The organism is Streptomyces sp. NBC_01237, from assembly GCF_035917275.1.
GTDB lineage: Bacteria > Actinomycetota > Actinomycetes > Streptomycetales > Streptomycetaceae > Streptomyces.
This window is the reverse complement of the sequence record NZ_CP108509.1, coordinates 1,536,468-1,555,522: the sequence shown is the minus strand read 5'-3', so window position 1 is coordinate 1,555,522 and position 19,055 is coordinate 1,536,468. Positions and strand designations below refer to the sequence as shown.

The 19,055-nt window shown below is 71.8% G+C and carries 15 protein-coding genes; 7 read left to right on the top strand and 8 right to left on the bottom strand.

The genetic code is table 11. From position 1 onward, the window contains the following. The first annotated feature begins 124 nt into the window (after positions 1-124). The 3 genes from OG251_RS43005 to OG251_RS42995 are packed head-to-tail and all read left to right on the top strand — an operon-like array spanning position 125 to position 3,056. A complete protein-coding gene (locus tag OG251_RS43005) occupies positions 125-892 on the top strand; it encodes a (Fe-S)-binding protein (protein WP_326682708.1) in 768 nt (255 codons plus the stop codon). Next, the gene (locus tag OG251_RS43000; RefSeq protein WP_326682707.1) at positions 889-2,427 is read left to right on the top strand and encodes a LutB/LldF family L-lactate oxidation iron-sulfur protein; all 1,539 of its coding nucleotides are present in this window, start codon (positions 889-891) and stop codon (positions 2,425-2,427) included. Before OG251_RS43005 ends, OG251_RS43000 begins: the two co-directional genes overlap by 4 nt. After that, complete coding sequence (locus OG251_RS42995) at positions 2,424-3,056, top strand: LutC/YkgG family protein (protein WP_326682706.1); 633 nt, start codon at positions 2,424-2,426, stop codon at positions 3,054-3,056. The genes OG251_RS43000 and OG251_RS42995 overlap by 4 nt, the downstream gene beginning before the upstream one ends. Before the next feature lie 7 nt (positions 3,057-3,063). On the opposite strand, the gene OG251_RS42990 is transcribed toward OG251_RS42995, so the two are convergent. From OG251_RS42990 to OG251_RS42965, 6 genes are all read right to left on the bottom strand, one after another. Beyond that, complete coding sequence (locus OG251_RS42990; protein ID WP_326682705.1) at positions 3,064-4,989, bottom strand: DUF2264 domain-containing protein; 1,926 nt, start codon at positions 4,987-4,989, stop codon at positions 3,064-3,066. Further along, positions 4,986-6,038 carry a hydroxyacid dehydrogenase gene (locus OG251_RS42985; RefSeq protein WP_326682704.1) on the bottom strand — a complete coding sequence of 351 codons (1,053 nt, stop codon included), beginning with the start codon at positions 6,036-6,038 and terminating at the stop codon, positions 4,986-4,988. Before OG251_RS42985 ends, OG251_RS42990 begins: the two co-directional genes overlap by 4 nt. Before the next feature lie 65 nt (positions 6,039-6,103). After that, on the bottom strand, positions 6,104-7,009 hold the full coding sequence (locus OG251_RS42980) for a carbohydrate ABC transporter permease (protein WP_326682703.1): 906 nt from the start codon (positions 7,007-7,009) through the stop codon (positions 6,104-6,106). Further along, positions 7,006-8,004 carry a carbohydrate ABC transporter permease gene (locus OG251_RS42975; RefSeq protein WP_326682702.1) on the bottom strand — a complete coding sequence of 333 codons (999 nt, stop codon included), beginning with the start codon at positions 8,002-8,004 and terminating at the stop codon, positions 7,006-7,008. The genes OG251_RS42980 and OG251_RS42975 overlap by 4 nt, the downstream gene beginning before the upstream one ends. Positions 8,005-8,156: 152 nt before the next feature. Then, positions 8,157-9,542, bottom strand: a complete 1,386-nt coding sequence (locus OG251_RS42970) for an ABC transporter substrate-binding protein (protein ID WP_326682701.1) — start codon at positions 9,540-9,542, stop codon at positions 8,157-8,159. 101 nt (positions 9,543-9,643) lie between these two features. Continuing rightward, entirely contained in the window at positions 9,644-10,837 is a 1,194-nt protein-coding gene (locus OG251_RS42965) for a substrate-binding domain-containing protein (protein ID WP_326682700.1), read from the bottom strand. A gap of 156 nt (positions 10,838-10,993) precedes the next feature. Between OG251_RS42965 and OG251_RS42960 the strand changes: the two genes are divergently transcribed. Next, a complete protein-coding gene (locus OG251_RS42960) occupies positions 10,994-11,821 on the top strand; it encodes a sulfite exporter TauE/SafE family protein (RefSeq protein WP_326682699.1) in 828 nt (275 codons plus the stop codon). A gap of 30 nt (positions 11,822-11,851) precedes the next feature. Here the strand turns inward: OG251_RS42960 and OG251_RS42955 are convergent, their stop codons facing one another. Both OG251_RS42955 and OG251_RS42950 read right to left on the bottom strand, forming a co-directional pair. Then, complete coding sequence (locus OG251_RS42955) at positions 11,852-13,381, bottom strand: amino acid permease (RefSeq protein ID WP_326682698.1); 1,530 nt, start codon at positions 13,379-13,381, stop codon at positions 11,852-11,854. A gap of 160 nt (positions 13,382-13,541) precedes the next feature. Beyond that, positions 13,542-14,549, bottom strand: coding sequence for a hypothetical protein (locus OG251_RS42950; RefSeq protein WP_326682697.1), 1,008 nt, complete (start codon positions 14,547-14,549; stop codon positions 13,542-13,544). A gap of 368 nt (positions 14,550-14,917) precedes the next feature. Between OG251_RS42950 and OG251_RS42945 the strand changes: the two genes are divergently transcribed. Genes OG251_RS42945 through OG251_RS42935 form a run of 3 tightly spaced genes read left to right on the top strand, consistent with a single transcriptional unit; the run spans position 14,918 to position 19,004 of the window. Then, positions 14,918-16,351, top strand: a complete 1,434-nt coding sequence (locus OG251_RS42945) for an FGGY family carbohydrate kinase (RefSeq protein ID WP_326682696.1) — start codon at positions 14,918-14,920, stop codon at positions 16,349-16,351. Beyond that, on the top strand, positions 16,348-17,757 hold the full coding sequence (locus OG251_RS42940; RefSeq protein ID WP_326682695.1) for an FAD-dependent oxidoreductase: 1,410 nt from the start codon (positions 16,348-16,350) through the stop codon (positions 17,755-17,757). The genes OG251_RS42945 and OG251_RS42940 overlap by 4 nt, the downstream gene beginning before the upstream one ends. After that, a complete protein-coding gene (locus OG251_RS42935) occupies positions 17,754-19,004 on the top strand; it encodes an NAD(P)/FAD-dependent oxidoreductase (RefSeq protein ID WP_326682694.1) in 1,251 nt (416 codons plus the stop codon). The genes OG251_RS42940 and OG251_RS42935 overlap by 4 nt, the downstream gene beginning before the upstream one ends. Positions 19,005-19,055: the final 51 nt, after the last annotated feature.

Genomic DNA, 19,055 nt, shown 5'->3' with positions numbered 1-19,055 from the left:
GCAGGCGATCAGGAGTCCATCGAGGGGACGGTGCGCGACGCACCGTCCCTTTCTCGTGCCCGCCGGTTCCCCGTACGGACTGAGACTAGTATGGTCCGACCATACAAACGACCGGGGAGGCCCCATGCGCATCGGACTCTTCGCCACCTGTCTGGGAGACACGCTCTTCCCCGAGGCGGTGAGATCCACCGCGGTACTGCTCGCCCGCCTGGGCCACGACGTGGTGTTCCCGCCGGAGCAGACCTGCTGCGGTCAGATGCACATCAACACCGGCTACCAGCGCGAGCCCGTCCCGCTGGTGCGCAACTTCGCCGACCAGTTCGGCGACGCGTCGATCGAAGCGGTCGTGATGCCGTCGGGCTCCTGCGCGGGCTCGGTGCGCCACCAGCACGAGATCGTCGCCGCCCGGTACGGGGACGCCGCGCTGCGCGCCTCGGTCGCCACCGTCAAGGCGAAGACGTACGAACTGTCGGAGTTCCTCGTCGACGTCCTCGACGTCACCGCGGTCGGCGCGTACTTCCCGCACCGCGTCACGTACCACCCCACCTGCCACTCCCTGCGGATGCTCCGGGTCGGTGACAAGCCGCTGAAGCTGCTGCGCGCCGTCGACTCCATCGACCTCGTCGAGCTCCCCGAAGCCGATGTCTGCTGCGGTTTCGGCGGCACCTTCGCCGTGAAGAACGCCGAGACGTCCACCGCGATGCTCCAGGACAAGATGACCAATATCGCCACGACCGGGGCGGCCGTGTGCACCGCCGGTGACTCCTCCTGCCTGATGCACATCGGCGGCGGACTCTCCCGGATCAAGTCCGGTACGCGCACCCTGCACCTCGCCCAGATCCTCGCCGCCACCCGCACCTCGCCGTACGCCCCGCTGGAGGCCGCCGTATGAGCACGTTCCTCGGTATGCCCGCCGCCCCGCCCCGCTCCCCCTACGGAACGGGCAATCTGCGCGGCGAGCAGGCCTTCCCCCGGGCGGCCCACGACGAGCTGCGCAACGAGCAGCTGCGCCGCAACCTCGGCCGCGCCACCCGCACCATCCGCGCCAAACGCCTCCACGTCACCGGCGAACTCCCGGACTGGGAGCAGCTGCGAGAGGCCGGATCGGCCATCAAGACCGACGCGATGAACCGGCTCCCCGAACTCCTGGAACAGCTGGAGAGCAAGGTCACCGAGCGCGGCGGCACCGTCCACTGGGCCCGCGACGGAGCCGAGGCCAACGAGATCGTCACCCGGCTGGTGAAGGCGACCGGCAGCCGCGACGTCATCAAGGTCAAGTCGATGGCCACGCAGGAGATCGGTCTCAACGAGCACCTCGAAGCGGCCGGAATCACCCCGTACGAGACCGACCTGGCCGAACTCATCGTGCAACTCGCCCACGACAGGCCCTCGCACATCCTGGTGCCCGCGATCCACCGCAACCGGGACGAGATCCGGCAGATCTTCCTCAAGGAGATCCCCGGAGTCGACCCGAAGCTCGACAATGTGCCCGCCCACCTCGCCGCCGCCGCCCGCGCCTATCTGCGCGAGAAGTTCATGACGGCGAAGGTCGCCGTCTCGGGCGCCAACTTCGGGATCGCCGAGACCGGCACCCTGTCGGTCGTCGAGTCCGAGGGCAACGGCCGGATGTGCCTGACCCTGCCCGGCACCCTCATCACCGTCATGGGCATCGAGAAGGTGCTGCCGCGCTTCTCGGACCTGGAAGTCTTCCTCCAGCTGCTGCCGCGCTCCTCCACGGGCGAGCGGATGAACCCGTACACCTCGATGTGGACCGGGGTGACGCCCGGTGACGGGCCGCAGGACTTCCATCTGATCCTGCTCGACAACGGGCGCACCGCGGCACTCGCCGACACCGTCGGACGCGCGGCGCTCAACTGCATCCGCTGTTCGGCCTGTCTCAATGTGTGCCCGGTGTACGAACGGGCCGGCGGCCACGCGTACGGGTCGACCTACCCCGGCCCGATCGGCGCCGTGCTCACCCCGCAGCTCGCCGGGATGCACGCGGCCAAGGACGACCCCAACAGCTCGCTGCCGTACGCCTCCAGCCTCTGCGGTGCCTGCTTCGACGCCTGCCCGGTCAAGATCGACATCCCCTCGATGCTGGTCGAGCTGCGCCATCAGCACACGGAGGAGTCCGGTACGACGGCCGAGAAACTGGCCATGAAGGCCGCCGCCACCGTGATGAGGAAGCCGAAGCTGTTCACCGCGGCGCAGAAGGCGGCCGGTATCGGGCGGGTCCTGGCCGGACGGGACGGCACCCTGTCGCATCTGCCCGCACCGTTGAGCGGCTGGAGCGACAGCCGCGACACCGCGGCTCCGCCCCGGCAGACCTTCCGCTCCTGGCTGGCCTCGGCGGAGGGCGCCGCCACCCTGAGGGACGCCGCGGCCGAAGCCCATGGCAACGCACCTCAGGAGGACGAGAAGTGACCACCGCCCGTGACACCGTGCTCGGCCGCGTCCGGGACGCCCTGGCCCTCGCACCCACCGCCGCGACCGTCATTCCGCGCGAGTACCGCACCGGCCGCACCCTGCCCGACGACGTCCGCCTCGCCCTGTTCACCGACCGGCTCGTCGACTACAGGGCGCGCGTCCACCCCTGCACCGCCGACCGCACCGCAGAGGTGATCGCCGAGGTCCTGCAGGAGTGCGGTGCCCGCCGGATCGGGGTGCCGGCCGGGCTCGACGAGGAATGGCTCGGCGCGTTCGACGGCGAGATCCAGAGGGACTCGGCCGACATTCCGGCGCCGAGCCTCGACGCCCTGGACGGCGTGGTGACCGCCTCCGCCGTCGGCTGCGCCGAGACGGGCACGATCTTCCTGGACGGTTCGTCCGGTCAGGGGCGGCGGGCCCTTTCGCTCGTCCCCGATCTGCATGTCTGCGTCGTGGACCTCTCCTCGGTCCGGGTCGGTGTGCCGGAGGCCGTCGCCGGGCTGGTGCCGGAGCGGCCGACGACCCTGATCAGCGGGCCCTCGGCCACCTCCGACATCGAACTGGAGCGCGTGGAGGGCGTCCACGGCCCGCGCACCCTCGTCGTGGTGATCCGCACGGACGTGTAGGGCCGGACTACGGGCGGTGGTCCACCGTCACCGTCGCGGCCCCGAAGGCGATCCGCGTCCGTGACCCGTCGACCGCCAGGTCGCCCCCGGCACCGTCCGCCCAGGTGACCTCGACGCCGTCACCGTTCACCTCCACCCCGGTCACCACCGTGTCGAGTCCGGTGGCGTCGGGCTCGGCGGTGAGCGAGGCGAGGGCCACCAGCAGGACCGTGCCCCGCGCGTCGGCGGCGAGCCGGGGCAGAACCGCCCAGCGGGTGAACGCCGTGCCCTGCGGCGCCCGTACGTCCTGTGCCGTCTCCCAGCCGTGCAGCCCGTGCAGCTGTGACCGCACCCCTTCCCCGGGGCCCGTCGCCCAGCCGGTCTGCTCGACCCGCGCCCCGTCCGGAGCCCCGAGCACCCGGTGCACCCGCAGCTCGTAGCGCCCCCGCACGACGGTCACGCTCTCCACCCGCAGCCCCGGCACCGTGGCCGGCCCCGTCGGGAAGACCGGGCGGTGCCAGGACGCCGCCCAGCCCCAGCCCTCGCCGTGCCCGGCGCCCAGCGGGTGGATGCGCAGCCTGGAGCTGCGCGCCCCGCCGACCCGCACGGACAGATGGTTGTCCGCGGTGTTCGCGGCGGCGGTCGGACCGGTCGCCGTGGAGTACGCCAGCCGGGCGTAGAGCGGGTCCTCACCGGCCGCCGACTCGCCCTCGTGCGGCCGGACGTGGTCGCTGCCGTGGTTGTGCAGCCGGACGATGCCGTCCGCCCGCGTCGACTGCACGAGGAAGCCCGGAGCCGACAGCGACAGCACCCGGTCGGGCCCCTCGCTGGGAGCCGGTTCCTCGGCCGCCGTCCACAGCGGATGCTCCGCTGGGGCGAGCAGAGCGACGAACGCCTTGGACGCCCAGTACGGCGACGAGGGGCCGGAGTAGGTCTGGAGCGTGGCCTCGTGCGGGCCGTGCCAGCCGAGCGACAGCAGCCCGTCGTCCCCGGTCGCACCCCGTTCCATGAAGTAGCGCAGCGACCCGTTGACCAGCCGCCTGGAGACTCCGGGAGACAGGGGGGTGTGCCCCGAGACGGCACCGATGCCGACGGCCGCGCCCGCCGCGAAGCGGTAGGAGAGGGAACGCCCGAAGTGCAGGGGAGCGCCGTCGGCGCCGAACATCAGCGAGAAGCTCTCCAGATGCTCCCGCAGCCGTGCCCCGTAGCGTGCCGACAGCTCCGCGTCACCCGACAGATACGCGTCGAGCACCGGATACAGGTGCAGGGCCCAGCCGTTGTAGTGGTCGAAGGACCGTCCGTCCCCGTCCGCGTACCAGCCCTCGCCCCGGTACCAGCCCTCCAGGAGTTCCCGCGCCCGCTCCTTGGCCCGCGCGGTCTCGGCGTCGCCGCGGCCCACCGACTCCAGGAACCCGGCGACGGAGTACGGGAAGAGGTACCAGTTGTTGGGTGCCGGGGTGTGCCGCAGCGCGCCCCGCAGCCATGCCTCGGCGCGGTCCCGCACCCCTTCGTCGAGCCGGTCCCAGAGCCAGGGCCGGGTCAGCCGCAGCCCGATGGCGACGGACGCGGACTCCACCATGGGCTGCCCCTGCACCTGGTGGTCCAGGATCAGCGGCCAGGACTCCGTGTCGTCCCGTCCGGGCGTCCGCGTCCCGGCACCCAGCCCGTCCGCGTACCGCTCCAGCCAGCCGTGCGGGTCCTTGCCGCCGGCGCCCGCGACCCGGAAAGCGGCGGCCAGGAACGTACGGGCGTACCCCTCCAGACCGTCGGACCGGACCCCGGAGGCGGACGGCCGTCCGGGCAGGTCGAGCAGGGCCCGGCCGGGGGTGGCCCACCGCCAGGCGGCGTGCAGCAGCCCGTCCGCCGCGGCCTCCCAGTGCGCCCGGGTGTATCCGGTGTACGGGCTCGACCCGCGGTCTTCCGGGGGGAGTTCGAAGGAGGGGGTGGTGGTCATGCGAGAAACGCCAGCCTTTCCTGTGATACGGGATGGGCGAAACCGTCGCCCGCGGCCCAACGGGCGGCCTCGCCGACCGCCAGTTCGGTCAGCCGGCGCCATTCGTTGCCCTGGGATCCGGCGAGATGAGGGGTGATCAGAGCGTTCTCGCACTCCCACAGGGGGTGCGTGTCCGGCAGTTCGTCGGGCTCGGTGACATCGAGGATGGCCCGGATCCGGTCCTGCCGGAGTACGTCGGTCAGGGCGTCCTGGTCCACGACCGCGCCGCGCGAGGTGTTGATCAGCACCGCGTCCGGCCGCATGGAGGCGAGGAGTTCCCGTCCGACGAGACCGCGGGTGGCCGTCAGCAGCGGGGTGTGGACGCTCACCGCATCGCTCAGCGCGAAGAGTTCGCCGATCCCCACCTGCCGGACGCCGAGCGCCGCCGCCTCCGTCGCGGAGACGTACGGATCGTGCAGGAGGACCCGCAGATCGTACGGGCGCAGCAGCTCGATCACCCTTCGGCCGATCATCGACGCGGACAGGATGCCCACCGTCCGGCCGTAGTTGCCGACGTCCGGCGGCGTGCCGAGCCAGTTGCCCCGGCGGCGTACGGCGCGGTACTCGCGGGCCCGTTCCAGGGCCCGCTTGCCGGACAGCAGGATCATCGCGACGGTGTACTCCGCGACCGGGAGCGCGTTGGCGGCGGCGGCCGACGAGACCTCGATGCCGCGCTCCCAGCAGGCCGCGGTGACATGGCCGCGGACGGAGCCCGCCGTGTGGACGACGGCCCGCAGCGCGGGGGCGGCGGCCAGGACGTCCGTGTCCAGCGGCGGGCAGCCCCAGCCGGTGACCAGCAGTTCGACGTCCGCGAGGGTGGAGCGGGCCCGGTCGGTGGTGAAGTCGTCGAGGACCGGCGGCGGGGTGAGCGCGCACACCTCGCCCAGCGCGGCCAGGGCCTCGGGTGTGAGCAGGGCGGCCGAGGCGTCCGGCCGCATGGCGAGGGCGGCGCGCGGCCGGCGCACCGGCCGGCCGGCCGGAGGGGAGGTGGTGTCGGTGGTGCGGTGCATCTCTCTCCTGGTACGTGGGGTCCGTTGCGGTGCTGTCGCCCGGCGGCGCGGCCGGAGCGGTCCGGCTACTTGACCGCGCCCGCCGTGAGCCCCGACCGCCAGAAGCGCTGGAGCAGGGCGAACGCGAGGATCAGCGGAAGCACCGCGAGCAGCGAACCCATGATCACCGCGGGGTAGTACTCGGGGGAGACACTGGCGGCGCTGTTCCAGGTGTAGAGCCCGAGACTGACCGGATACAGATCCTGGTCGGAGAGCATGACCATGGGCAGGAAGAAGTTGTTCCAGATCGCGGTCAGCTGGAAGAGGAAGACGGTGACCAGGCCCGGACCCAGCATCCGCAGCGCCACCCGGACGTAGGTGGTCAGTTCGCCCGCGCCGTCCACCCGCGCTGCTTCGAGCACCTCGTTCGGTACGTAGCCCTGGCTGAAGATCCGGCCCAGATAGACGCCGAAGGGGTTGAAGAGGACCGGGATGAACACCGACCAGAAGGTGTTCACCAGGCCGGTGGCCGAAGCCATCAGATAGAGCGGCAGCGCCAGCACGGTCTGCGGCACCATCACGGCCGCCAGCACCAGACCGAAGAGCTTCTCCTTGTGCCGGAAGTGGTACTTGTCGAAGGCGTAGCCGCAGCCGATGCTGACCAGGGCGCCGAGCGCCGCGCCGAGGACCGCGTAGAGCAGGCTGTTTCCGTACCAGCGCCCGTACAGCCCGCCGTCCAGGGCGAACAGGTCCGTCAGGTTCCGCACGAAGGAGAAGTCGCCCGACGACAGCAGCGAGCTCTTGAACAGCGCGTCCCGGTCCTTGGTGGAGGCGAGCACCAGCCACAGCACGGGCAGCAGGGTGTACAGCACCGAGATGCCGATGACGAGATTGACGACGGACCGGCCCAGCAGCCTGGGTCGCGGCGCGCCGGTCCTTCGGGGGGCCGTGGGACGGGGCGCGGTGGGACGGGTGGCGGTCGACGCGCTCATCGGGCGTCCTCCTCGGCGGCGTCGGCACGGTTGGTCCAGCGGGTGATGCCGTAGGAGAGGGCGATCGTGAAGACCAGCAGGACCACCGAGGCGGCTGCCGCGAGGCCGTAGTTGTTACGGGTGAAGGCGGCGTCGTAGATGTACATGCTGGGCGAGAAGCGGGAGTTGATCATCGGGGTCGACTGGCCGAGCAGCATCGGCTCGGTGAACAGCTGCAGCGCGAAGATCAGCGTGAACATCGCGACCATCACGGTCGAGGACCGTACGAGAGGTGCCTTGACCTGGAGCGCGGTACGGACGGGTCCGGCCCCGTCGACGACCGCGGCCTCGATCACCTCGCGCGGGACGGCCTGCAACGCGGCGTAGAAGACGACCATGTTGTAGCCGAGATTGCTCCACAGGGCGATGTTCACGATCGACGGGAGCACGGTGTGCACACCCAGGAAGTCGACGGTGATGTCCGCCTTGCCGAGCAGTTCGATCACCGGACTCAGCCCGGGGGTGTACAGATACAGCCAGATGATGGCGGCGATGATGCCGGGCACCGCGTGCGGCAGGAACAGCGCGAGCTGGGCCGTGGCCCGCAGCCGCACCACGCCGGAATCCAGCAGCAGGGCCAGGGCGAGCGCCCCGACCACCATCAGCGGAATGTAGATCAGGCAGTACAGCGCGACGATGCCGAGACCGCCGAGGAACGTCGGATCGGTCAGGACGGCGGTGTAGCCGCGCAGCCCGACGAAGACGGTGCGCTCGGGGCCGAAGCCCAGTCCCGGCTGGTCGTCGCTGAAGAAGCTCAGCCACACGGCCGTGCCGACGGGGATGAGGAAGACCGTGATCAGGAGGATGAAGAACGGCGTCATCAGGGCACCTGCCGCACCGAGTTCACGGCGCCGCGCCGATCTGCGGGCGGTGGGCGCGGGTACGGCGGCGGACGGCGGACGGGGCGTTCGTGGAGCGGTGCTCGCCGGGGCGGAAACAGGGGTGGTGCTGGTCATGGGTGTCACCTGCCTCTCTGCTGCGGGGACGAGGTCATGGGCGCGGCCGTCGGCGCGATCGGGCCGTGCGGTACGCCGCGGACACGGCGCGGTACGGGCGCGCCGGGGTGGGAGCGCCGAGCGAAGTACGGCGGGCGGGGCACTCGGGACGCTCAGGTGGAGTGGTCGGTGGTGGCGAGGCCGAGCGCCCGGAGATCGGGCATGGTGCCCTGCTGGGCCGCCTTCAACGACTCGATCAGTGAGCCCCGGCCGCCGCTCGCCCGCGCGAATCCGTCCTGCATGACCTTGCCGGTGGCGGTCATCCGGGGCCCCCAGATCCAGCCGTCCCGGATCTTGCGGGCCTCCTCGTCGAAGAGGGTGTAGATGTCCTGGCCGCCGTAGTACCCGCGGTCGAAGGCCTTGTTGCCCACGGCCACCAGGCCGGGAGCGGCCGGGTACTGGCTGCTGGCGCCGCTGGAGAGCCGGGCCCGCAAGGAGTCCGGATGCGAGACCTGCCACTCGATGAACTCCATCGCCGCCTCCGGGTGCGCACTGTCCCCGGTGACGGCGAAGGTCGAACCCCCATGGGTGCCGATGGCGGGTTTCGCCGGATCCCACTGGGGGAGCGGCGCGATGGCCCACCGGCCCTTCTGGCCCGGTCGGGCCTTCATCTGCGCACCCGCGTCCCAGGCACCGCTGAACCGGGCGAGAACGAGCCCGTTGCCGATCTGGGCATCGCTCTGCCGGCTCTCCACCGGGTTCATGAAGACCAGGTCCCGGTCGATGAGGCGCTGCCAGTACGCGGCGACACGACGGGTCGGCGCGTCGGCGAGCGAGACGTTCCAGGCACCGCCCGCGGTGTCGAACCACTGGGCGCCCGCCTGCCAGGCGTACGCGGCCATGTGGTTGGCGCCGTCCGTCGGGAACAGCGCGATCCGCCGGTCACCGCCCTTGCGGCGCACGGTCTGTGCCACCTCCTCGAACTCCGGCCAGGTGCGCGGCACCTCGATGCCGTACTCCGCGAAGAGATCGGTGCGGTAGTGCAGCACCATCGGCTCTATGTCGAGGGGGATGCTGAAGACCCGTTTGTCGAAGGTGGTGAGCCCCAGCGCCTGGGGCAGCAGCGCGGCGCGCAGCCTCTCGCTCATCAGGCCGGTGAGGTCACGGGCGACGCCGTCGATGGCGAAGCCGGGGACCTGGGGGTATTCGAGGGTGGCGATGTCGGGGGCGTTGCCCGCCCGTGCCGCGTTGCTGAGCTTCGCGTACCCGCCCTGGGGTCCCGAGGGAATCTGCTGGAAATCGACCTGAATGGTGCGGTGGCCGCGGTTGAACGCGTCCACCACCTCCTGGCTGCCGCGCAGGGAGGACCAGAAGGTGACGCGGGTCCGCCCGCCCCCGCTCCTGACGGCGCTCGCGCTGCCGGCTGTGCTCGTGGTGCTGGTACTGCTCGTACCGGCCGATCGTGAGGATCCGCCGCTGCCGCAGGCGCTGAGCGCACCCGTCAGTGGCAGCGCGGCGATCGTGGCAAGTACGGATCGACGGCTCTGTCGACCAGGCATGGGTGCCTCCCGAGGCTCCTGTCCGAGACAACGGGAATCCTGATCGGCTGATCGGTACGGGTCAATAGATCGCTCAGAAGAAAATGAAAGCGGTCAAACGATCACTCCTGGGGAGGGTCGATCCGCAGCGCCGAACCGCGCACCTTCAGCGCGGGCAGCAACTGCGTCCTGCGCACCGGACCGCTCGCCCCGTCCGCGCCGCTCAACCGGTACAGGAGCAGCTCCGCGGCAGCCCGCCCGATCTCCGCCTTGGGCGGCGCCACCGCGGTCAGCGGGGTGCTGCCCAGCGCCGCGACCACATCGTCGTACGCCACGACGGAGCAGTCGCGCGGCACCTGCAGCCCGTTCTCGGACAGCCGCTGGACCAGCATCAGCGCGTCCACGTCGCCGTGCAGCACCGCGCCCGTCGCCCGCCGCTCCCGCAGCACCGACAGCAGGTCCGGGACCGCGCCGTCCCCGGCACCCGGACCGGCCGGCGCCGCCGCCCCACCGCCGAGGGCCCCGCTCCCGGCGGCCGCGGCCTCCCCCTCCGGCCCCGGACCCGGCACCGCGTCCGGGGTGCTGAGCACCACCGACCAGTCCTCCACCTCCGGCCGGGCGGCCGCGATCTCGGCGAAAGCCGCCCTGATCGTGCGCGCCGTCGGGCTGTCGTTCCGGGCGGCCAGGACGATACGGCGATGGCCCAGCGACACCAGATGGTCCACGGCGAGATACGTTCCGTACCAGTGGTCGGAACAGACCGAGTCCAGCGCGTGCAGCGCACTGCCGGGCCGGGGCCGCCGCTCCATCAGTACGGTCGGCACCCCCACCTCCGCGAGCCAGCCGTAGTCCGCCTCCTCCGAGAGCGCGCTGCGCCACCGCGGAGCGATCAGCAGACCGCGCGCCCCGCCCGCCAGTGCCCGTTCCACCAGCGGCCGTTCGGCGCCCACGGCCTGCGGGGCGATGTGCAGGGCGATCCGCATCCCGGACTCCTCCAGCACCGAGCGCGCGCCGTGCAGCGTCTCGTACAGATACGAATGCCGCTCGGGTACGACCAGGGCGACCGCGTCCCCGTCCCCGGCCGGGTCCTCCCGCCGGGCGGCCGGCAGGGCGTCCGCCCCCTCGACGGATCCGGCGGCGCGGGCCACCCCGTGGCCGCGCCGCAACCGCCCGGCCCTGGCCAGCTCCTCGACGTCCCGGCGCACCGTGACCACCGAGACCTCCAGTTCGGCGGCGAGCACGCTCACCTTGACGGCGCCCCGCGACCGCACCACCGCCAGTATTCGCTGCCGCCTCAGTTCCACCGGCTCCCGCATGCTCCTGGCCCCCTCGCCGTTCCTGCCGCTCGCTGTTCGTTTGAACGCTTCGTATGAGCGCTTGGGGGCGCAGCATAGGCAGAAACCCCCCGCCGCCCGCCAGGGAATGACACGACCGCCCGCCGAAAACCGTGTGTGTCTACCATCTGATCCGGCATGGACACCATCACACTCTGGCAACTGGCCGCGCTCGCGGCGGCATCCACACTCGTCGGCTTCTCCAAGACGGCCGTCAGCGGTGCCAATACGATCAGCCTCGCGGTCTTCGCGGCCGTACTCCCGGCCCGCGAATCCACCGGGGTGCTGCTCCCGATCCTGATCGCCGGCGACATCCTCGCCGTGCGGGTCTACCGACGTCACGCGCACTGGCCGACACTGCTGCGGCTGTTCCCCGCCGTCGCCGTGGGCGTGGTGGCGGGCACGTTCTACATGATGTGGGCCGACGACGCCGCCGTACGGACCTCGATCGGCGCGATCCTGCTGTTCATGTCGGGCGTCACCGTCTGGCGCCGGCGGTCAGCCGTCGCGGCGAGGACCGGGACGGAGGCGAAGGCGGAATCCGATGAGAAGGTGCCGACCGATGAACAGGCTGCGACCGGGCCGGAGAGCCGGCGGGGCACCTCGCGCGGCGGCCGGATCACGGCGCGCGTCTACGGCGTGCTCGGCGGATTCACCACCATGGTCGCCAACGCGGGCGGCCCCGTCATGTCGCTCTATCTGCTCTCCGCCGGGTTCCGGAAGCTGGGCTTCCTTGGCACATCGGCGTGGTTCTTCCTGATCGTCAACACGTCCAAGGTGCCCTTCAGCGTGGGCCTGGGTCTCATCGACGCCCGGTCGCTGCTGCTGGACGCGTGCCTGGTGCTGTTCGTCGTCCCCGGTGCGTACATCGGGCGCAGGTGCGTGGACCGGATCAACCAGAAGGTCTTCGAACGGATCGTGATCGGGGCGACCGTGCTGGGCGGACTCCAGTTGCTCCTCGACTGAGGAGGCGGCCGGAGCGCGCCCAGCACCGGATCAGATGATGCCCTCGGCGATCTCCGCCTGCTCACGGGCGTTCCCGTAGCTGGACGGGGTGCTGTACGAACGGCGGGCGACGAACCACCAGACCGTGGCGAGTATCAGCACCGCGACCAGGGCGATCGACGCGTAGTTCATGGAGTCGATCGTCACCGGCGAGGACTGCGGCAGCAGGAACAGCACCGTCACGATGGCGACCCAGACGACGGCGATCCAGCCGATCGGCTTGGACCAGCGCCCCAGGTGCCACGGGCCGCGCTCGAACCGGTCCCCGGCGCGCAGCTTCAGATAGATCGGGATCGCGTAGGCGGGTGTGATGCCGATGACGTTGATCGCGGTCACCGCACCGTACGCGGTCGCGGAGTACAGCGACGGCACCGCCAGCAGCGCGGCGACACAGACCGACAGCCAGACGGCGGGCACCGGCGTCTGGGTACGCGCGCTCACCTTGCGCCACAGCGCGGAGCCCGGCAGCGCGTTGTCCCGGCTGAAGGCGAACACCATCCGGCTGGCGGCGGCGACCTCGGCGTTGCCGCAGAACAGCTGCGCCGCGATCACGATCAGCAGCATGGCCGTGGCGCCCGAGGTGCCCAGCGCATCGATCAGGATCTGGGCGGGCGGCACCCCGGTGGCACTGTTCTGGGTGCCCGCGTAGTCCTGGATCGCGAAGGTGAGACCCGCCAGCAGAACGAATCCGGCCACCCACGACACCCAGATCGCGCGGACGATGCCCTTGGCCGCGGTCACCGAGGCGTTGGAGGTCTCCTCGGACAGGTGGGCCGAGGCGTCATAGCCGCAGAAGGTGTACTGGGCCAGCAGGAGCCCGATCGCCGCGACGTACAGCGGGTTGTCCCACCCGGTGTCATTGACGAACTCGGTGAAGACGAAGGACGGCGACTGGTGGTTCGAGGGCACGATCGCCAGTACGGAGACGATCACGGCGACGCCGCCGAGGTGCCACCACACGCTGATCGAGTTCAGCACACTGACCAGACGGACACCGAACAGGTTCAGCACGGCGTGCAGCAGCAGGATGCAGAGGAAGATCAGCATCGTGTGGCCGGGCGTCGGGTCGAAGCCCCACTGCAGATTCAGCAGTGCGCCGGTGAACAGCGCGGCCCCGTAGTCGATACCGGCGATCGCGCCCAGCAGGCCGAGCAGGTTCAGCCAGCCGGTGTACCAGCCCCACTTGCGCCCGCCGAGCCGGTCGGCCATGTAGTACAGCGCACCGGAGGTGGGGTACGCGCTGGTGACCTCGGCCAGCGCCATGCCGACGCAGAGCACGAACAGGCCGACACCGGCCCAGCCCCAGAGCATGACCGACGGGCCGCCGGTCGACATGCCGAAGCCGTACAGCGTCATGCAGCCGGACAGGATCGAGATGACGGAGAAGCTGATGGCGAAGTTGCCGAAGCCGCCCATGCGGCGGGCGAGCACGGGCTGATAGCCGAGTTCGCGCAGGCGTTGCTCTTCATCCTTCTGCGGACTGGCCTCCGCGCTCGACTGGCTGGGGGTGGATATGGACATGGGGAGAACCTCCGGGCGGGGGGTGGGGACGGGATCACGGAAGGAAGCGGAGTCGGGGGAGTGAGGGACGAAGAGGGACGGAAGACTGGCGGAAGGGGAATCGGGAGGGGAAAACCGGGAGACCGGGAGGGCCGACAGGAGCGGAACGGGCACCGCCCGCTCAGCCGCGTCGGCCGGTTCCGGGATCCGGCGCGGCGGTCAGACTCCGGCTGCGGGCCCGCAGGAACACGTCCTCCGCCGCCGCCGGATCACCGGGCGTGCGGGTACGGTACGCCCACGGGACCGATGTGTAGTACGGTCCCAGCGCTCTGAACACCGGTGCCGCGTCGGCGAATTGCAGAGCCCCCCACAGGGCGTGGGCCAGATGGTTCAGGTCGAGCAGGGACTGTCGGGCCGGATCGGTGCGGAAGAACCACAGGTGCAGCGCCCGTTGGGCGTCCCGCTCGCCGTCCTCGGTGACCCAGTGCAGGTCCAGCGCCTTCTCGCCGCCGTGCTCACGGCGGTAGCGCTCCACCCGGACGTACAGCGGAAGCACATGGAGAGGCGAACCGTCCGGTGCCCCGGAGGCCGCCCACTGAACGAAGTTGACCGCTTCGGACAGTGATCCGCCGCCCTGTCTGGCGTACACGAACTGGAGCATCCGGTGATAGGCCTCGCGGTTGCACGGATCACGCCTGTCCGCCTCCGCCAGCAGACCCCAGGGCCCCGGGAACAGCATCGGCCCCGGAGGCGGCATCCGGTGCTCCTCCAGCCGCTGCTGTTCATCCAGCTGGGACAGGGCGAGCAGGCAGATCCAGGGCACCGGGTCGGCGGGCGAGGCGTGCGCGGCCGACCGGCAGCCCTCCCACGCCTCCTGCCATAACTGCTGGGCGCGCGCGTGCCGTTCCCGGTGCGCCCGCACCGCGCGCTCCACGACGACCCGGGCGTGCATCACCGTCGCGGCGACGCTCTGCGGTTCCTCGCCCAGCCATGCCTGCACGGCGTCGGAACCCGCGGCCACCGCTCCGAGGACCTGGGTGCGCTGGGTCCACAGGGTCCAGTCGGGCGTGCTCTCCAGCAGATTCCGCATGGAGACCCAGCGGCCGGTCCGCAGATCCTGCAGGGCGCCGCGCAACTCGTTGTCGTGGCCCGCGGGGTGGTAGACCGGCCGGAAGTCACTGGGGGCCATCGGATCGCCCCGCCCCCGGAGAGTCCAAGGCGGCGAGGCGGGATGCCGGGCACCGAGGCGCGGCTGTGCGTCTGGTCGTCATGAATCCTCAACAGCGTGGGGGGCAGGGAGCAGCGCAGGGCGAACTGCTCCGGTGAGTCCGGTTGTTGCTCGGCGGTGAGTGTAGAGCGCCGGGCGCCGATCTCCCGACGACTTTGCGGATCATACTGAAGTCGCAGTAGTTCCACGGACGTTGGCCGGGACATTCCGGTTCCGGCAAGGTGTCCGTACCGGGGTTGACGAATGCCGTGGTCTGCACGATTCTGTGCGTGAAAGACCAATGATCACCATTCCGTTCCACCTCGGACCGCCGTACAGCTGGAGTGTCGATGTCAGGCCCGGTGCTCGCCGTCGACCAGGGGACGTCCGGGACGAAAGCGCTGGTGATCTGCCCCGAGCGCGGGGTGATCGGTTCCGGTTCGGCTCCCGTCCGGCCCCGGTACGGAGCCGGGGGCGCCGTCGAGGCGGACCCCGCCCACCTGCTCGGTTCGGTCCTCGACGCCGGGCGGCAGGCACTGCGCGAAGCGGCCGAACCGGTCGCCGCCGTCGGCCTGGCCAACCAGGGCGAGACGGTTCTCGCCTGGGACCCCCGCACCGGCCGCCCGCTCACCGAGGCGATCGTCTGGCAGGACCGTCGGTCCGAAACCGTCTGCGCCCGACTCTCCTCCCACGAAGAGGAGTTGAAGCAGCTCACCGGGCTGCCGCTCGACCCGTACTTCGCCGCCCCCAAGATGGCCTGGATACGGCGAAACCTGACGCGGGAAGGCGTCGTCACCACCAGCGACGCCTGGCTCGTCCACCAGCTGACCGGCGCTTTCGTCACCGACGCGGCCACCGCCGGGCGCACCCAGCTGCTCGACCTCGACCGGGTCGACTGGTCGCCCAGGGCCCTGGAGATCTACGGACTCGGAGGCGAGCGGCTGCCCGCCGTCGTCGACGCCGACACCGCCGTGGGCACCACCGCCGCGTTCGGCGGCGACCTGCCGCTCACCGGCCTGCTCGTCGACCAGCAGGCCGCCCTGCTCGCCCAGAACGCGTTGGACCCGGGCATGGCCAAATGCACCTACGGCACCGGGGCGTTCCTCCTCGCCCAGACCGGCGACCGACCGCGACGCGGCTCCAGCGGCCTGGTCAGCTGTGTCGCCTGGCGGCTCGGCGGCCGTACGAGCTACTGCCTCGACGGCCAGGTCTTCACCGCGGCCTCCGCCGTCCGCTGGCTCACCGATCTCGGCGTGATCTCCGGCGCGGCCGACCTCGACCCGGTCGGCTCCGCCGTCCCCGACGCCGGGGGCGTCACCTTCGTCCCCGCCCTCGCGGGGCTCGCCGCCCCCTGGTGGCGCGGCGACGTGCGCGGCTCGGTGACCGGCCTCGGTCTGGGCACCACGGCGGGCCATCTGGTGCGGGCCCTGTGCGAAGGCATCGCCGCACAGGTCGTCGCGCTCGCCGACGCCGCCGCGTCCGACCTCGGCACACCCCTGACGGCGCTGCGCGTCGACGGCGGACTGACCCGCTCCGCACTCCTCATGCAGACCCAGGCGGACCTGCTGCAACGCCCCGTCGAAGTATCCGCGCTGCCCGACGTGACCGCCCTCGGGGTCGGCGCCGTCGCCCGCCTCGGCCTCGACCCGGGCCTGCCGGTCCGGCAGGCGCTGCCCGCGTGGGAGCCCACCGCCGTGTACGAACCCCGGATCGGCGCGGACGAGGCAGCCGAGCGGCTGGCCGGATTCCGCGCGGCGGTGGACACCCTCCTGGAGCACGCATGACACCCACCGTCACCCGTGCCGGAGAGCTGCCCGACGGCGACCCGTACGACGTCACCGTCATCGGCGGGGGAGTCGTCGGCACGGCGATCGCCCGCGAACTCGCCAAGTACCCGCTGCGCACCGCGCTCGTCGAGGCGTCCGACGACATCGGCAACGGCACCTCCAAGGCCAACACGGCGATCCTGCACACCGGTTTCGACGCCGTCCCCGGATCGCTCGAAGCCGGGCTCGTACGCGAGGGGCAGCGGCTCCTGGCCGAGTACGCCGCCGGCACCGGCATCCCCGTCGAACGTGTGGGTGCCCTGCTCGTCGCCTGGGACGACGAACAACGCGCCGTACTGCCCGCCCTGTTGGCCAAGGCCGAACGCAACGGCTATCACGCGGCACGCCTTCTGGACGCCGACGAACTGTACGACCGGGAACCGCGTCTGGGGCCGGGCGCGCTCGGTGCCCTCGAAGTCCCCGACGAGAGCGTCATCTGCCCCTGGACGACCCCTCTCGCGTACGCCACCCAAGCCGTCCTGGCCGGAGTCCACCTGCACCTCGACTGCCGGGTGCTGCACATCGACACCGGCCCCGACACGCACACCCTCACCACCTCGCGCGGCCCGCTGCGCACCCGCTACCTCGTCAACGCCGCAGGGCTGTACGCCGACGAGATCGACCGGCACCTGGGCCACGACACCTTCACCGTGACGCCCCGCCGGGGCCAGCTCATGGTCTTCGACAAGCTCGCCCGCGACCTCGTGCGCCACATCCTGCTGCCCGTGCCCACCTCCGCGGGCAAGGGAGTTCTGGTGGCACCCACGGTGTTCGGCAATGTGCTGCTCGGCCCCACCTCCGAGGACCTCGGCGACAAGTCCGACACCGCCTCCACCGCGGACGGCCTCCACTTCCTCCGGGAGAAGGGCCGGCGCATCCTGCCCGAACTGCTCGACGAGGAGGTCACGGCCGTCTACGCCGGACTGCGGGCCGCCACCGGACAGGAGGACTACCGGATCCAGGACCACCCGGACCAGCGGTACGTCACCGTCGGCGGCATCCGGTCCACCGGGCTCACCGCCTCCCTGGCCATCGGCGCCCATGTCACCGGGCTCCTCACCAGGACAGGTCTGGAGCTCGGCACGGCGCGGGAACTCCCCGGGATCACCATGCCCAACCTCGGCGAAGCGTCCCCCCGGCCCTATCTGCGAGCCGACCTGATCGACCGGGACCCGGCGTACGGGACCATCGTCTGCCACTGCGAACGCGTCACCCTGGGCGAGATCCGCGACGCGCTGAACGCCACCGTCCCGGCCCGCTCCCTGGACGGGCTGCGCCGCCGCACCCGCGCCCGGGGCGGCCGCTGCCAGGGCTTCTCCTGCGGTCCCGCGGTCCGCGCCCTGTTCGAGGAGGCCCGGCCATGACCCGCGACGAACGCACCGTGGACGTCCTGATCGTCGGCGCGGGCCCGGCAGGTCTCGGCGCCGGGGCCGAACTCGCGGCATCGGGCGCCGGCCGGGTGGAGATCCTGGAACGCGAACTCGACGCGGGCGGCGTCCCGCGCCACTGCCGCCACGGAGGGTTCGGGCGCCGGCCACGAGGTGGGGAGACGGGGGACGAGTACGCCCGGCGGTGCGTGGCGGCAGCCGTGCGCGCGGGGGCCACCCTCCGTACCGGAGTCACCGTCACCGGCTGGGCGGAGAACGCTCCCGCCGACGGGGCGCACACCCTGGAGATCACCGGACCCGCCGGACTGGAACGGATCACCGCCCGCGCCGTCGTCCTCGCCACCGGCGCCCGCGAACGCCCGCGCAGCGCCCGCCTCGTCCCCGGCGGCAGGCCGTCGGGTGTCTACACCACCGGCGAACTCCAGCAGGCCGTCCATCTCTACCGCCAGCCGGTCGGCACCCGGGCGGTGGTCATCGGCAACGAAGCCGTCGGCCACGCCGCCGCCGACACCCTGCGCACGGCCGGGGCCGAGGTCGTCGCCATGGTCACCGACCAGCCGCCCTCCCCGGCCGCCGCGCTCCTGCGGCCCCGAGGCCGCTTCCCGCTCCTCACCCGCGCCACCGTCACCGGGCTCACGGGCCGCACCGCGCTGACCGGCGTCACCCTGCGCCACGAGGACGGCCGCACCACCACCCTGCGCTGCGACACAGTGGTCTTCACCGGCGACTTCGTCCCCGACCACGAACTGGCCCGGCGCGCCGGTCTCACCCTCGACCGCGGCACCCGCGGCCCGGCGTACGACGCCGAGTACCGCACCTCGCTGCCGGGAGTCTTCGCCGTGGGGAACCTGCTGCACGCCGTCGAAAAGGCCCGGGTCGCGTCGGCCGAGGGCCGGGCCGCGGCCGCCCCCGTACTGCGCCATCTCGCCGGCGGCCCGCCGCCCGCACCGCGACCGGTAGCGCTGGCGGTCGACGCCCCGCTGCTGTGGATCGCGCCGAACCGCACCGGTCCGGCCGGGGCCCGCCCGCTGCGCGGCCGGTTCGTGCTGCGCACCGCGCGGCGGCTGGAGCGCCCCGTCCTGGTCGTCAGTCAGGACGGGCGTGAACTCGACCGGCAGCGGCTGCTGTTGCCCGCGGTGCCGGGCCGGGCGTTCCATCTGGGCGCCGGGTGGCTCGGGCGGGTCGATCCGCGGGGTTCCACCGTGCGGATCACCGCCGTCTGAGAGCCATCGGGCTCCTTCGCGCGAGGCAGCCGCCCCGGAGGGGCCGGACCT